Source organism: Shewanella sp. Choline-02u-19 (assembly GCF_002836205.1).
Lineage (GTDB): Bacteria > Pseudomonadota > Gammaproteobacteria > Enterobacterales > Shewanellaceae > Shewanella.
The window spans coordinates 91,828-106,493 of the sequence record NZ_PJBE01000010.1 but is presented as its reverse complement, the minus strand read 5'-3'; the positions used below and the strand labels follow the sequence as shown (position 1 = coordinate 106,493).

At 43.4% G+C, this 14,666-nt stretch carries 18 protein-coding genes and 1 pseudogene; 9 read left to right on the top strand and 10 right to left on the bottom strand.

Features of this window, described 5'->3' with window-relative positions; translation table 11 throughout:
• From CXF83_RS00670 to CXF83_RS00660, 3 genes and pseudogenes are all read right to left on the bottom strand, one after another.
• Positions 1 to 630, bottom strand: coding sequence for a fumarylacetoacetate hydrolase family protein (locus CXF83_RS00670; protein WP_101091965.1), 630 nt, complete (start codon positions 628 to 630; stop codon positions 1 to 3).
• A gap of 85 nt (positions 631 to 715) precedes the next feature.
• Positions 716 to 924 (bottom strand): annotated as a pseudogene (locus tag CXF83_RS22740) (hypothetical protein).
• A 329-nt stretch (positions 925 to 1,253) separates the two neighbouring features.
• Entirely contained in the window at positions 1,254 to 1,709 is a 456-nt protein-coding gene (locus CXF83_RS00660) for an HPP family protein (RefSeq protein ID WP_101091964.1), read from the bottom strand.
• 96 nt (positions 1,710 to 1,805) lie between these two features.
• Here CXF83_RS00660 and CXF83_RS00655 point away from each other — a divergent pair, with 96 nt between their 5' ends.
• Positions 1,806 to 2,348 (top strand): TetR/AcrR family transcriptional regulator, encoded by a 543-nt coding sequence (locus CXF83_RS00655; protein ID WP_101091963.1) that lies wholly within the window; start codon positions 1,806 to 1,808, stop codon positions 2,346 to 2,348.
• Between the two features lie 246 nt (positions 2,349 to 2,594).
• On the opposite strand, the gene CXF83_RS00650 is transcribed toward CXF83_RS00655, so the two are convergent.
• Both CXF83_RS00650 and CXF83_RS00645 read right to left on the bottom strand, forming a co-directional pair.
• The gene (locus CXF83_RS00650) at positions 2,595 to 3,257 is read right to left on the bottom strand and encodes a DUF3157 family protein (RefSeq protein WP_101091962.1); all 663 of its coding nucleotides are present in this window, start codon (positions 3,255 to 3,257) and stop codon (positions 2,595 to 2,597) included.
• Between the two features lie 100 nt (positions 3,258 to 3,357).
• A complete protein-coding gene (locus CXF83_RS00645; protein ID WP_101091961.1) occupies positions 3,358 to 3,894 on the bottom strand; it encodes an outer membrane beta-barrel protein in 537 nt (178 codons plus the stop codon).
• 199 nt (positions 3,895 to 4,093) lie between these two features.
• Between CXF83_RS00645 and CXF83_RS00640 the strand changes: the two genes are divergently transcribed.
• Entirely contained in the window at positions 4,094 to 5,350 is a 1,257-nt protein-coding gene (locus tag CXF83_RS00640; protein ID WP_101091960.1) for a mechanosensitive ion channel family protein, read from the top strand.
• Positions 5,351 to 5,456: 106 nt separating this feature from the next.
• Here CXF83_RS00640 and folM read toward each other — a convergent pair whose 3' ends face one another.
• The 3 genes from folM to folX are packed head-to-tail and all read right to left on the bottom strand — an operon-like array spanning position 5,457 to position 7,269.
• Positions 5,457 to 6,164, bottom strand: coding sequence for a dihydromonapterin reductase (gene folM / locus CXF83_RS00635; RefSeq protein WP_101091959.1), 708 nt, complete (start codon positions 6,162 to 6,164; stop codon positions 5,457 to 5,459).
• Between the two features lie 59 nt (positions 6,165 to 6,223).
• Positions 6,224 to 6,862 (bottom strand): GTP cyclohydrolase I FolE, encoded by a 639-nt coding sequence (gene folE, locus CXF83_RS00630; RefSeq protein ID WP_101091958.1) that lies wholly within the window; start codon positions 6,860 to 6,862, stop codon positions 6,224 to 6,226.
• Positions 6,863 to 6,903: 41 nt separating this feature from the next.
• Positions 6,904 to 7,269: a dihydroneopterin triphosphate 2'-epimerase gene (gene folX / locus CXF83_RS00625; protein WP_101091957.1), complete on the bottom strand. Its 366-nt coding sequence runs from the start codon at positions 7,267 to 7,269 to the stop codon at positions 6,904 to 6,906.
• Between the two features lie 283 nt (positions 7,270 to 7,552).
• Here folX and CXF83_RS00620 point away from each other — a divergent pair, with 283 nt between their 5' ends.
• The 7 genes from CXF83_RS00620 (at position 7,553) to CXF83_RS00590 (ending at position 11,741) form a co-directional block, all read left to right on the top strand.
• On the top strand, positions 7,553 to 8,032 hold the full coding sequence (locus tag CXF83_RS00620; RefSeq protein ID WP_101091956.1) for a DUF3429 domain-containing protein: 480 nt from the start codon (positions 7,553 to 7,555) through the stop codon (positions 8,030 to 8,032).
• Positions 8,029 to 8,415, top strand: coding sequence for a thiol-disulfide oxidoreductase DCC family protein (locus tag CXF83_RS00615; RefSeq protein ID WP_101091955.1), 387 nt, complete (start codon positions 8,029 to 8,031; stop codon positions 8,413 to 8,415). The genes CXF83_RS00620 and CXF83_RS00615 overlap by 4 nt, the downstream gene beginning before the upstream one ends.
• A 122-nt stretch (positions 8,416 to 8,537) precedes the next feature.
• The gene (locus tag CXF83_RS00610) at positions 8,538 to 8,819 is read left to right on the top strand and encodes a BufA1 family periplasmic bufferin-type metallophore (RefSeq protein ID WP_101091954.1); all 282 of its coding nucleotides are present in this window, start codon (positions 8,538 to 8,540) and stop codon (positions 8,817 to 8,819) included.
• Complete coding sequence (locus CXF83_RS00605) at positions 8,819 to 9,673, top strand: DUF692 domain-containing protein (protein ID WP_101091953.1); 855 nt, start codon at positions 8,819 to 8,821, stop codon at positions 9,671 to 9,673. The genes CXF83_RS00610 and CXF83_RS00605 overlap by 1 nt, the downstream gene beginning before the upstream one ends.
• Positions 9,664 to 10,461, top strand: a complete 798-nt coding sequence (locus tag CXF83_RS00600; protein WP_101091952.1) for an HvfC/BufC N-terminal domain-containing protein — start codon at positions 9,664 to 9,666, stop codon at positions 10,459 to 10,461. Before CXF83_RS00605 ends, CXF83_RS00600 begins: the two co-directional genes overlap by 10 nt.
• A complete protein-coding gene (locus CXF83_RS00595) occupies positions 10,451 to 10,939 on the top strand; it encodes an RNA polymerase sigma factor (protein ID WP_232774995.1) in 489 nt (162 codons plus the stop codon). Before CXF83_RS00600 ends, CXF83_RS00595 begins: the two co-directional genes overlap by 11 nt.
• Positions 10,940 to 10,943: 4 nt before the next feature.
• On the top strand, positions 10,944 to 11,741 hold the full coding sequence (locus tag CXF83_RS00590) for a hypothetical protein (RefSeq protein ID WP_101091950.1): 798 nt from the start codon (positions 10,944 to 10,946) through the stop codon (positions 11,739 to 11,741).
• Between the two features lie 30 nt (positions 11,742 to 11,771).
• Here the strand turns inward: CXF83_RS00590 and CXF83_RS22665 are convergent, their stop codons facing one another.
• Both CXF83_RS22665 and CXF83_RS00575 read right to left on the bottom strand, forming a co-directional pair.
• Entirely contained in the window at positions 11,772 to 12,206 is a 435-nt protein-coding gene (locus CXF83_RS22665; protein ID WP_198553496.1) for a DUF333 domain-containing protein, read from the bottom strand.
• 150 nt (positions 12,207 to 12,356) lie between these two features.
• Positions 12,357 to 13,484, bottom strand: a complete 1,128-nt coding sequence (locus CXF83_RS00575; protein WP_332871139.1) for a GGDEF domain-containing protein — start codon at positions 13,482 to 13,484, stop codon at positions 12,357 to 12,359.
• Positions 13,485 to 14,666 lie beyond the last annotated feature (1,182 nt).

Below are 14,666 nucleotides of genomic sequence, written 5' to 3'. Positions count from 1 at the left end.
TTAGACCTTGATAGTACTTTGGACTGACCAAGTGTGCTCCACTAGCAGGGTTTTACCACTAAAGATCTGACCTACAAGTACATCTTGTGGGTTTATTTTTCCAACGCCTTTTGGCGTGCCTGTCATCAGAATATCGCCATCTTCTAGCGATAAGAAGGTTTTAACCTCGTTTAACAGTGACTCTGGTTTGTGTAACATCAGATCATAATCAGCTGTTTGCACGACTTTGGCATTGATGGTTAGCTGCATCTTTAATTGTGACATCGGTTCAGTGATGGCAACGAATTGACTGAATAATGCTGATTGATCAAATGCTTTAGCCCTTTCCCAAGGCAGGCCTTTTTTCTTTAATGCGGATTGCAGATCCCTTTTGGTTAAATCCAAACCAAAACCCACCGCTACAAAGTTATCAGATTCAATCAGTAAGGATATTTCACCTTCGTAATGAATACTGTCTGTGTCATGAAGATAAAGGTGACTTGAGATAGCGGAATTGGGCTTTAAAAATATAACCGGCTCAGTCGGTACTTCATTATCGAGTTCTTTAATATGCTCGACATAATTTCTGCCAATGCATATGACTTTAGAAGGGGAGTATTGTTTATTTTGAAAACGAACACTATTTCTCATGAGTACGCCTTTTGGTACGTTTATTAATAATAAGCAACATGTTGCTACTCACAACGGTTTCAAGTGCAGTGTTTTTATGTGTAGTTTAAGTACTAAGCTCTACCCACCATGATGGATTAAGTCGATTTTCGCCTACCCAATCATCTAATTGCTGGTGCTCAAAATATATCACTATGCCACCGCCTTCAGGGCATTCGAAGCGCGCATAGTGGGGGGACCGACGCCTAAATCACGATAAAATTGAGTTGATATATCCATATCATTAACTGGCAGTGTTACTCGGTTTAAATTCATTCAATGTCTTTATTTGCTTGAAAAAACGGAGTTACCCCAAGATTTTTATTATCGATACTATAACAAGGTTTATATCACTGATAAAAACTACTCTAGCAAAGGTATATTAAAATAACGAGTTAGTATTATTGCGGTGTGGCATTGAATTATGCGGTAAGCGTTAGACATTTTAACTTCACTTTTGTTGGCCACATGGTTGAGGCGTTCAAAGTTGTGGGTATAACTACCTATTGGATAAACACTAAAACGGATACAAAAGATCGAGTCACGTAGACTCGACCTCAAGCGTTGCAACTCGCAATAAGCAATTATGAACATTGATTGCTTGGCTAAGATTTTGAATCGAACTGATGTTTAACCTTTTGCATCATTTTCCCGACGAGTACGATGGTCACCGCACCAATGAGTACGGGAGTCACCAAAAATCCCCAGCTTTGCCCTGACAACATAATGAGTATTGGATTCGCTCCTGCTGGGGGATGGGTTGTTTTAGTGAATAACATGACACTAACTCCCAGCCCCGTCGCTATCGCTAAACTCATTGGCGTTACGTCAATGAATTGAAAGAAAAACACTCCAATAAAAGAGGTGATTAGGTGACCTAGTATCACGTTTTTAGGTTGCGCTAGAGGGCTGTCATAAACACCAAAAACAAGTACCGCAGTCGCTCCAAAAGGCGCCATTAGTAGAGCTGTATTGGTTAGCGTTGCATCAAAATACGACAGCAATCCAATCGCGAGTGATGTCCCAAGCCCTGCAATCAGCGCTAAGGTAAATTTGTTCATATTTATTTCCTAAAGCCAAGGAGACAGATGTGTCTACTTGTTAATTGTAGACAAACCTGTCTCCTTTTGTCAATATAGAAACTATTGGAGAGGAATATGAATATTAAACGTCAATTACTAATCGATACCGCTTTAGAGCTTTTTTATGAAAATGGCATTAATTCCATTGGCATTAATGAAGTGCTTAAGGTCTCAGGTATCGCTAAAAAAACCCTGTATCGTCACTTTGAAAGTAAAGACGCTTTAATACTTGCAGCCCTAGAGCAAAGGCATGCAATATTTATGGTGTGGCTAGAGGAGAAACTGCTGGGAGCTGGTTCTAATGACCGTGTAGTAATACAACTGTTTAATGCATTAGAAAGCTGGTTTACCGACTCAGAACCTATGTTGGGGAATTTTCGCGGTTGTTTCTTTATTAATAGTTCCGCTGAGTTTAGTGATCCCAATAGTCATTTATCTCGGTTTTGCCAAAGCCATAAAGCGCAAGTAAGACAGTTGATTACACGGCATGTAAAAGACAGTGATCCTATGCTTGTGGATGCACTATGCATAATGAAAGAGGGCGCCATAACAACTGCTTATGTGACTGGTGACCATACTGCCGCCACTAAATGTATCGATATACTTAAGCGCTTGTAAATTGCCCTGTGAGCTATCCATTACAATTGCTGAAAACAAGGCAGGGTTTCTGGTTGTTGGCTATCTGGTAAAGTTTTACATCTTAAAACTCAGGAGTGGATTAAGCGCCACAACTTTCTAGGCCGAAGGGCCTCAGCTCTAGTTGCTGCAGATAAAATTGTGCAGCCAAAATACTCCAAGCTGATACAAAAAGACCTAGCCGAATTGGCTAGGTCTCTAAAGGGTATTGCTTACACAAAGGGCGAACTACATGCGAGAATCCATCTCTTTCATCTTCAAGCTCATCAGCTGCTTAGTCCACTGGGCTTTATCTATGCCTTCTATCCAGAACACACGGCTTTCTCGAGTTTGGCCTTTACGTAAATAAGAGTCAGGCATTCTAAATACTGCTTGCCATACATTGACCGTTTCTTTCTTAATGAGTGCACCAGAATCGGCAAATAAGCTGATCTCTAATTCGATCATCACATAATGCTCTGTGCTATTGCTCGATAGCTCGAAGGTCAAGCCAAGGCGGCCATCATCGTCCCACTGCTCATTAAAAAAGCTAACTTTTACGCCACTTTTACCCGTTGATTTAAGCAGGGCTGCTTGAGCTATCGCATTTGAAGTCAGGTTGTCGGCATTGGCAGGTAATGTGGTCGGCACTGCTGGTGCTGTGTTAGCTACTGTGCTGGCGTCGGTTGCGACAGCGGCAGAAGTTGCTGCGATGGTGGCTGGTAGAGTGACTGCGGTTACAGTGCTGTCTTGAGTCTGACTTTCTAGGATCACATATTCCCAGGTAAAATCATCGTTGAGTTTGACTGTTGCGCCATTCTCTAGTGTGACTCGCCCGACTTCGTCTGCAAGTGCTGGTAAAGCAAAGACTAATAAGACGACAGAAGCGAAGGTTCGCAGAGTGTTATACATGACAATTTACCTGATAAAGGAGATTGTTCTAGCATAGTCAAACTGCAGATAAATTAATACTGACAAGATCAAAAATTCTCGCTTTAAGCTATCAGCCAAACTACATACTGTAACCAATGCTGAATACGGCAGATTCAGTGGCCGAATTATAACCAGCGCCTAAAGACAGGTGCTTACCCACTACATAGCGTAAGCCTATCTCAGCTCCCCAAGTGGTATCTTTGTCAGTTTCCCAAACGGGCTTACCGCCGACAATCAAGGGCACGATATTATTGGTATAGGTATACTCGCTGGAATAAGCGGCGGCGCCGCCATATAAGCTTAACTTAGGCAGCAAGGTATAGCTGAGACCAAAGCGCCACTGGGTATCTTTGGTGTGGGCTTCGCCAGGCTCTTCTACAATGACATCAGTCTCTTTGCTCCGCGCATAGCCAATGTAATAGCCCCAGTTGGCATAATCAGTGTCGTAATGGCTTGGTGCAATGGTGATGCCATACATGTCAGACGTCGCGGGTATGTAGTCTAGCGTGAGGGCGATGACAGGCTTAGGTAAGATGGGTTCATCAAAACTGAAGTCATTAGCACTAACTTGAGTGCTCATTAAAGCCAAAAGGCTGACAATTAGATATTTGGTCATGGTCTTCTCATTTGGCTATCAGGTAATAGAAAATGGATTGTTGTGAATCTTTAGATTACAGTCAACTCACAATGCTCAAATAGCTGTTAAAATTGATATTTGTAACGCTGTTGTTTGTTATTTGATTCTAGGGTGTTGACTTTTTTTTATAAGATTGATGAGTTACTTTTTGTCTACTCACTATTTGGAGATTTAGATTTTGGATCAGGAATTACGAGCAACTATTACGCAATGGTTAGCCAGTGCTGGTATCGACAGCCAGCCTGCAGATGGGGTTTCAACTAGCATTTTGGTTGTAGCCTGTTTCATTGTGGCATTTATTGGCTACATTGTTGTTAAGCGGGGTGTCGTTAGCACGATGAACATGGTTATCCAGCGTTCTCGTGTCACTTGGGACGACATCTTCATGCGCTATCGCGTACTGGAGAAAATAGCCAAGCTGGTGCCTGCGCTGATCCTCAATATTATTCTGCCGCTAGCGTTGACCGAACATGCTGTATTGGCGAGTTTGGCGGACAGATTGTTAGATGTCACTATCGTTATTTTGTTTGTGCGAGCAGTGTATAGCGGACTTGATGCCGCCAATGAAATTGCAGATGTAAACTTGGTCAGCCGCCGATTACCCATCAAAAGCTTTGTGCAGTTGTTTAAGTTATTCATGTTTTTCGTCGCCATTATCATCTCTGTTTCAGTGCTTGCTGACCAATCGCCAGTCTATTTTCTCAGTGGTTTAGGTGTCGCAACGGGTTTGGTGATGTTGGTCTTTAGGGACACCATATTGGGTTTTGTGGCCGGAATTCAGTTGGCCGCCAATAGAATGGTGAGCCCAACAGATTGGATCCAAATGGACAAGTATGGCGCCGACGGTGCAGTAGAAGAGGTGTCGCTGACCACGGTTAAAGTGCGAAATTGGGATCAGACGATTACCATGATCCCAGCTTATGCTTTGGTGTCTGATGCCTTTAAAAATTGGCGCGGAATGTCTGAATCAGGTGGTCGCAGGATCAAGCGTTCGGTGCAAATAGATATCTGTTCAATCGGTTTTTTAACCGAAGACGATAAACAACGCTTAGCTAAGATTAATCACCTTAAGTCTTATTTCACTGCTAAATCGCAGGAGATCGCCACATTTAACGCTCAAGTTGTTGATGCCGACATGCCCGTGAATAGTCGTCACCTAACCAACATCGGCACGTTCAGAGCTTACATGTTGTCCTACTTGAAACAGCATGAGCAAATACATAAAGACATGACATTGATGGTTCGTCAGCTTGCGCCGACATCATCGGGTGTCCCTATTGAGCTATATATTTTCACCAACGATACTCGGTGGACAGTGTATGAAGACATTCAGGCCGATATCTTTGACCATGTGTTCGCCATATTGCCGGAGTTTGGTTTAAGGGTTTACCAAGGACCAACAGGCGCAGATGTTCGCAGCTTGCAAAGCCACTAAACCGAACTGAGAAGTTAATTTAAAGAAAAAAGGCACGTATTTACGTGCCTTTTCGATGGGCTATTTTTAAACTGAGCTCGGGTTTACGATCACATTGATGCCGTCGTTAAACTAAATGTCGACCCCCATCAATCTTGAGCACTTGTCCCGTCACATACTGACTCTGCAACAAGTAAGTCACCGCATTTAAAATCTCACTCTCGCCACCCTCTTTCTGTAGCAGTGATTTTTTGAGGGCTTTTTGCTTGTACTGCTCATCGTCATCGGGGTTAAACATCAGCATGGCGGGCGCAATACTGTTGACCTTAACACTAGGCGCTAACTTAGCGGCAAACGATAAGGTTAAGTTGTGCAGTGCTGCTTTACTGGCGGCATAAGCGGCATGCTTCTTACTGCCTTTTTCAGCGACATAATCGGTAATGTGAATAATATCAGCAGCGCCTCCTGTGTAGGCATTGAGCTGCTCTGTCAGGGCAAGGTTGATAGCATAAGGCACGCTGACATGAATACGCATCATCTTGTCGATAATGGATATGGCAGAGGCTGCATCACCGTCTGGTAACCAATCGGATGCATTATGGATAATGGCTCTGATTGCAGGTTGCTGTTTTAGCGTGACCAGTAGCTCATCAAGTTGTGATGCATCTTCAAAGTCACATCGATGCAGCTCGACACCTAAGGTTTCAAGCTCTTGCAGTTGCGGGTATTGGCTACGATAGGTGCCAATCACCTTGTGTCCTAGCTGGGCTAAATGTTTAGCAAGATAAAAGCCGACACGCTTACCGACTCCCGTAATTAAAATGGGGGCTGTCATTATACCACTTCCGTTAATCTAATTCCTTTAGGGCCTGATAGCCGAGGTGCTGATTTTATTTATCTTAAAAACTCTGCACGGGTTGAAGCATTCGATTTAAAGTTTCCACCCAGTGCTGTCGTTTGAGTTTTAGATTGGGTATCCATAACCCCTCTGGACTTTACGCAGTAGTGCGTGGCGTCAATGCTCACCGCTACATTATCGGTCGCCAGTAATGTTTGCAGTGCGACTAAAATTTGCTTGGTTAAGCGCTCCTGCACCTGAGGGCGTTGAGCAAAAAATCGCACAATGCGGTTGATCTTCGATAAACCGATAATGGTGTTATTGGGTATGTAGGCGACTTTTGCGAGCCCATCGATGGTGACAAAGTGGTGCTCGCAGGTGCTGACCACGCTGATATCGGTGATCCGTACCATTTCATCGATAGCCATTTTATTTTCAATTTGGGCAATTTTGGGGAAATTTGCATAATCTAAGCCTGCAAATATTTCGTTTACATACATCTTGGCAATACGATGCGGAGTTTCTTGCAAACTGTCATCGCTAAGATCGAGCCCTAGGGTGGATACGACTTCAGTCATTAAGCCTTTAATACGTTCATATTTTTGCTCGGCGGTCATATCCGAGGGCGTTAATGGCGTTTCGAGCCCTTGGGCAATGAGTGCTTCTCTCACTTGTTCAGCCTGTGATACATCCATAGTTGACTCCTGCTGTGAATGAATAATTTGGCAATTGGGCATTAGGATTTACGGTACTCGAGTGACAATGAAACAGAGTCTGCAAATCTTAATGCATGGGGTTTATCAATCGTCACACGGGCATATTGCACCCATGGATGTTGACTACTGATGTCGAGTACGTCAGACACGAGCTTTTCTAACAGTAGGAATCGTCCCTCTTCCACATGTTGGATAACCGCTTTGGTCACTTTCTTGTAGTTGAGCGCTTCGTCTACATTATCTTCTCGAATCGCATTGCTTGCGGGGTAGTGGATTTCAATGTTAATCACCACGTCCTGCATCTTCTCGCGCTCTTCGATATTGAAGCCGATGTAGGTGCGCAGGCGTAAATTGGTCACTTTTATAATGGCATTGCTGGTCGTCATTTAGAGTCCTTTTAAATGGATACTGATGGTATTCAGTATCTGTTCATTCAGTGGAAATTTAAAGCACTGAAAGCAAAAAGCTAATAGTTATTCTCGGCTAAGGCATCCATCCAGTCGTATATCGAACGTTAGCTTCCTTAGCTACGGGCTTTCAAACTCACGCGAGGCCAAAAGTACAATTATAGGCAAGAATACGGATAATCCCGCGATTAAGATCAACTCTTAACGACTCATTTACATCAAGCAGAGATCTAAAAGTCAACTGACATCGTACAGATTAGTCATGTTTAGCGCTGAAGATGAGTCCGCTATGGGGAAAAATGAACGTGTTTGGCTAGGACTGGGTTATGCCGGGCTGTTGCCTTTTATCTTATCCACATTAATGGTTTGGCTGGGTTGGCAGCTGCCGTGGTTTAGTGCCCATTTTGCGTTTATTAGCTACAGCGCGATTATCCTTAGCTTTATTTCCGGCACTCTTTGGGGCCGTGCGCTAGCCCTATCGACGAGTGGCACCATAGGTCGATTACTGATCCTCAGTAATCTTTATTCAATACTCGCTTGGGTCGCTTTATTACTCAATCAAGAGGTCATCAGTCTGGCAATTCTGTCGGTAGGTTATTTAAGTTTGCTTGCGGTTGAGAAAAAATCGCAAGCGCTATGCCTTAATGATGACTATCTCTCGATGAGACATCGCCTAACGTTGGTGGCTGTGAGTATGCATTTACTGATGTTGATCCATCAGTTGTTTGGAGGTTTGCAATGAAACTACGTATTTTTTATGACTCACTTTGTCCGCTTTGTGACGCTGAAATGCAGCATATAAAAGCCCGAGATATTGGCGATGATATAGAACTACAAGACCTTAATCAGAGTGATTTTGCGAGTAAATTTCCAGAGATTGATTTCACTGTTGCTAACCGCATACTGCATGCCCAACGTCCAGATGGTTCAATTATTACCGGGCTTGATGTTACTTACGAAGCTTGGACAGTGGTCGGCAAAGAGAGGTGGGTTTCATTGTTGCGCTGCTCATTAGTGAAACCATTCGCCGATAAAGGTTATCTATTTTTTGCTAAGCATCGCTACCGTATCTCTTACCTGTTAACCGGTAAGAAGCGTTGCGAAAGTGGTACTTGTTCCCGCTAGCGTGAGTGGTTTACACGATTCATCTCGATTCAACTAGAATTAATTTTGACCACAATGCAATCAATCCCATGACTCAATCGTTATAGGGTTGAATGTGTTATCTATCAAAAGGAATAATCGATATGAAATCTACAACAGCACTCGGCGTAACCGTGGCAGGTATTTTGGCTGCCAGTTTATCTTTAGGTGCACAAGCGGTACCTGATCAACCGAAAGAGTGGGAAAAATGCGCTGGTATCGCTAAAGCGGGTGCCAATGATTGTGGTGCTTTAGATGGTAGCCATGGTTGTGCGGGCCAAGCTAAAACTGACAACTTGGCGGCTGAGTGGGTTTATGTGCCCGCTGGAACATGCGACAAGATAGCCGGCGGCGAAGTAAAAGCGGTTAAACCGGCTAAAAGCTAATGTTAGCTACGGCTGTAGCAGGCGCAGGTATTGGCCTGCGCATTCCTCACGTACAACAGATTCTGGCTGACGACAGTGTTGAGATCCCTTGGCTTGAAGTCTTGGTTGATAACTGGCTGGTGGACGGCGGACTGAATCAACATCTGCTCAATCGTATTAGCGAGCGTTTTCCGCTGGTGTTTCACAGCGTGGGCTTGTCTCTTGGCGGTGCGAATACGCTAGATGTTGATTACCTCAATAAGATCAAATCACTCAAGCAAGCGTGTGGCGGCCATTGGTATTCGGAACACGCGAGCTTTTCTGGCAACGACGATTTTAAGGTGGCTGACCTGCTGCCGCTGCCCTATACCGCCGAAGCGGTAATGCATATCAGTAACAGGATAAAGCAAACTCAAGACATTATGGGTGAAAGAATATTGCTCGAAAATGTGTCTACCTACATGAGCTGTCAACATAATGAATTGAGTGAGGGGGAGTTTATCGCCGCGATTGCCGAAGAGGCAGATTGCTATCTGCTGCTTGATATCAACAATGCTTTTGTGACGAGCGTGAATCTTGATCAGCAGTTGCAGTCATTTTTAGATGCTGTACCTGCACAGCGGGTGAAACAGATCCACTTGGCAGGCTTTCATCAAAAAGGTGACTATCTGCTTGATGCGCATAACCACCCCGTCGATCCGCAAGTCTGGAACGCTTATCAGCGCTATATAGAGCTTAATGGCAATATTCCCACCATGATCGAGTGGGACAGCGAGATCCCTTCATTAAATAGACTGTTGCAAGAGCGACAGATTGCCGCTGATATCATGCAGTTTAACAGCAAGCCATCAGCGGGGGTTGACCAATGCGCTTAGCTGACTGGCAAGGGGCATTTATTCAAGCGTTGCAAGCTGATGGCGATGATAGTGAGTTGCTCAGCATGGTCAATCAGCGTGAACAGTCGCGGCTGAGTGTCTATCGAAATAATGCATTTCAGGCGTTGTTAAATGGTTTACAGACCAGTTTTCCAGTGTGCCAAACGGTGCTAGGTGAGGGCTGTTTCAGTCAGTTAGCGCAGCAGTATTGCACCGCTTATCCGCTTAACGACGCTAATTTAAATCATTATGGCGCACAGTTTTCGCAACTGCTCGCTAAAGAGATAAAGCAACATCAAGCGTTTGCGGGACTTGAGTATCTGCCTGAGCTCGCGGCGCTAGAGTGGTCGTTAAAGCAAGGTTATTACGCACAGAACCGTACAGATTTTTTGCAACAACCGCAGGTATGTAAACTTGAAGGGCTGGGACAGCTGAGTGAAGTGCAGCAACAACAAGCGGTGTTGTTATTACAGCCTGACATGGAGTTACTTACCTGTAGGTATCCAGTGCATCGCATTTGGTTAAAGCATCAAGCTTCAGCTGATGCAGTGAAATATTCACAGTCGCAAAGCGACACATCTCCACTATACCTATTGACCTTTAGAGAGCGTTTTAAGACGACATTCACGCTGGTTTCAGCTGCTGAAGCACTGCTATTGCTGGCGATAAAGCGCGGCTTGTCTTTGGGGGCATTAACGGATGCTGATGTTGATTTGAACATACTGCCGCAGTTGATCCAACAAGGGTGGATTGCTGGCTATAGGTCAATGGTAACCCATGATGGATAGAGAGCTGTTACAGAGCTTATACTGTTATTGTTTATGTCTCACTCGGCATAATGCGCAAGCGGAAGACCTACTGCAAACAGCCATTGAACGTTGGTTAAGGAGCGAAGCAAAACCAGAGCACCCTAGGGCCTATTTACGCACCGTGATCCGTAATCAATTTATTGATGACTGCAGGCGCTTAAAAATAATTGATTTCGAACCCATAGATGATCATGCTCCCGCCTTACTCGATGAAACATGTTTGGAAGAGGTCGAGCTACAGCATGACTTAATCGAGTATCTGTTTTCGCAGCTAAACGCGGCGGAACGAGAGGTGCTTTATCTATGGGCGGTTGAGGGCTATAGCGCCGCTGAAATTGCTAAGGATTTAGGTCAACCCAGAGGCACCATTTTATCGAGATTGCATCGTATTAAGATTAAATCAGTCGATATTATGCAGCTGTCTGCTCAAACAAATACCACAGGTCAGGGGGGCTAACATCATGAGTAAAAAACACGGCGCCGCCGACAACAACTTTAAAGGCATGGTAAAGCAATATATTGAAGCACAAAGTCTTTCACAAGATGGGCTCGCACGCATGGAAGCGCTGTTAGCGGCTGACTCGTCAACGTTGGCCGCAGACACGCCGTCACTAGCGCAGCCTGCTACCCTGACCGATGCTCAGCTTACTGAATATAATCGTGCTCAGTGCAGCGAAGTACCTGGCGAAATATCTACTGGTGCAAGCGCGGGCAAGATCCTTAACAAAAAATCTCGCAGTATCAGCAAAATGGTTTACGCCATGGTCGCCAGCTTATTGCTGCTGGTGGCAGGATATCAGTTGTCTTCGAGTGTGGAGTTACGCCGTTATTTACACTCAGGTTCACCGGCCATTGCGGCTAGAGATATGAGCTGGAAAATAGCCGATGAAGTCGCCCGTAATCATGTGAAGATGAAACCACTGGAAGTGCAAACACAAAACTTAAACCAGCTTAGAGAGTATTTCACTCAACTGGATTTCACCTTGGTTAATTCGAGTTTGTTAGATAACTCCGCAAGTAAAATGTTGGGCGGCCGCTACTGCTCCATTCAAGGGCTAACAGCCGCGCAGATCCGCTTTAAACAGGATAACGGTGCACCCGTTACTCTGTATGAGGTGCAATACGATCCCAGTCTTTATGGAGAGCTGCCAGTGCTAGAGCAAGGACAGCAACCCATTGAACAAGTCGTAAGGGGCGTAGAGGTATCAATCTGGATTGAGAAGGGCTTACTGATGGCAACGGCTCGTTCGGTCGATTGAATTTATCTTATTGGTGGACTTGCTGCTGAGCTATCTGTTTTGTGGGTCGATAAACAGGTGATCTCGGCGAAATAGTTGCCACTGATCAATTTTTTCGCCATTTGGCAAAATACAATTACCGCTGGAAAGATCTGAAGTACCGCCCAGTTTTAAGCAGTATTCAGCTGCTGGATTCGGAGTTTGTAGCATCTCGGTCACTTCAATATCCTCATTACTCTCTTTGTGGTCACGCTTATACAGCTGCCACTCTTCCACTCTCTCACCACTGGGCAAGGTGCAATAACCAACTTGCCCATCTTCTTCAGATTCAATCGAGAGGGTACCGCCTTGAGCGACACAATAAGTAGATGCGGGGTTTGCCAAGCTGATAGAGCCCGCTGACGCTTGTTCTGTTTTCTGAGCATCGCAGCCTAGGAGAAATAATGTTGTGATGGTTATAAGACTAAGTAAGGTTATTTTTCTCATGTTGCGTTCTCTGCTGTGTGTTGGCTGATAAGTATCGTTATAAGTACTAACGCACTGAATACGCAAAAGGGTTAGTTGAGGCTCGACTATAGAAAGAATAGTTAACAAATCGCCTTTTGATTCACTACTTTCATTTATCTCTGTGACGGACTAAACGCAAACTTGGTTACGTCCTTTTTTCTTCGCCTTGTATAAGGCTACATCAGATCTCTTCAGAGTTTGTTCAAAAGTTTCGCCATTTTTATGTTCTGCAACGCCTATCGAGATGGTGACATTGACAGTTTTCCTGTCACTTTGAGTGGTGCTACGTTTAGCTTTGGTTTGTTGCTTACGTTTATCATTGCGTAGCACTATATCGTAGTCTTCTATGGCCTCGCGCACCTCTTCAAGATAGAGGATAACTGATGATACATCTTTACGGGGAAAGATGATGGTGAACTCCTCACCGCCATAGCGGAAGGCTTTACCATTGCCATTTACCTGGTCAATTTTACTGGAGACGAGCTTAAGAACCTGATCACCAACATCATGGCCATAGGTATCATTAAACTTCTTAAAATGATCTATATCTAGCATGGCCACGCTGTATTTACGGCCTAGGGAAAGCACTGCATTATAAAGGGCACGGCGTGAAGCGAGCCCTGTTAGTTCATCACGATAAGCGAGAAAGTAGGAATCTGTCAGGACCGTTAAAATATAAAGAATGGCCAATGCTGTCATGGAAATGGAGATGGGGATCAAGCTAGGATAAATAAAATGTATTGCCCATAATACTAATGTAATGAATATCGAAGTATTGACCAAATTAGACGGCCAAATTCCTCGCATAAAAGTCAATAATAAGCAGATATACAAAGGCGTTAATATTCGAATCTCTATGGTAACCATACTGGGAAGATAACTATCGAGTGTTATCTTGAATTTAGTGTTAACCCAGATCCAACCTAAAGCGACTGCCAAGCTCAATATTACCCCAAGGATCCTCACTACACTATGGGAAGACAGAAGCCCTCTGTCTTTAATAAACGCGAACCAAGTAATGGTGAGAGCACCTGCAAGCAGTAGCGGATCTGAGTATAGATTGAGATCTGTTATTGCAACTTGATCAGTGGTGATACAGAAGTAATATGCCAACAATAAGATGGCTAAATAGGCTAATCGACTGCGGTTGAATTGCAGCGCGATGATAGCGACAGCAGGAAGTAGCCAGTTAGGCAGTTGTTCAATCACTCTCAGCCAAGTTTGTAAGCTTGGCTGAGAGAGCTGAATTATGCTCAATGTTATGCCAGTGAATAAAAGGGGAAGAAAGAAATAGCGACATCGGTGGTAAAAGGCAGACAAAACAAACCTCAACATAAACTTAGTTAAACACTGAACTCAGTAAAAACAGAACTCAATAATCAGCTCTGTCGTTTACATCGAGTCATAGCATGAGTAAAAAACAACAATCTATAGCCTAAGTAAGTCGACACTTTTAGCATAAGATAAAGCCTGTGATTAATATAAAATGAAAAACCTTTAAAACATGTTCCTTCCGAGCTTTATTCGGCAGAACTCGGCATTTCATTTAGCGAAAATCCACAACGGAAATTATATCTTCAGTTATTAATAATCAATAGTATAATTTTATTTTAGAGATAGTGGTACTCAGTATCTATGGGCTCTTCAGTTGAGGGTAGGGGTAGCATGGTTTAGACCATTTATTGTGGTATGGGGTTTTCCGCGGCAGAGTTTCTGAACGTTTACAAAGGCCGTTATTAAAATGATGCACACTCATGGCCGCCCTGTTATAAAAAGGAGCTGATAGAGGCTAAGCGTTGACATCACTCAAACTAGGCATACAACTGATTTGTAGTGGTTATTTAGTGTTTAGAGAAAATTAATATAACTTTCTCTAATAAACTTTTTTCCTAAAAAAAACTGAATGACGCTAATAAAGAAAAAAAGCTTAATTAAGAGAGATAATAGTTGAAGTATAAATTCCATATATTCCTTAAATGCCTTATTAATATACTGCCACTACACTAAATTAAGTAGCTATTTGTTACTTAGCACATTCTACATTTAGACTTTACACCAATATCGTGGTTTTGTATCATTTCAGGCTAGAAGTCTCATTGTTGTAATACCACATAACTTATACGAAGAAGGTTGTGTGATTCGTATCTGTTTGACTATAAAAACAGGGCAAAGGCTTTCTGGGTGGTTGTTTATTCAAATTTTGAATAATTATTAAAAGATAATGCGTCACAATTAAATTAAGCAAATTTCCTATATAAAATAAAGCTAAAATGAGTAATGTACTTTCTAATATTATATTTTAATTTTGTTGAACTTATTCTATTACTCCAACAATAATTCTCCTCAATTTATAGCTGCTCAATCTCTGTTTGTGACAGAACCCAAGTTCGCGGGATGGATACAGTATCAGCCCACAGTAGTTAGGCACGTAGAGACCGA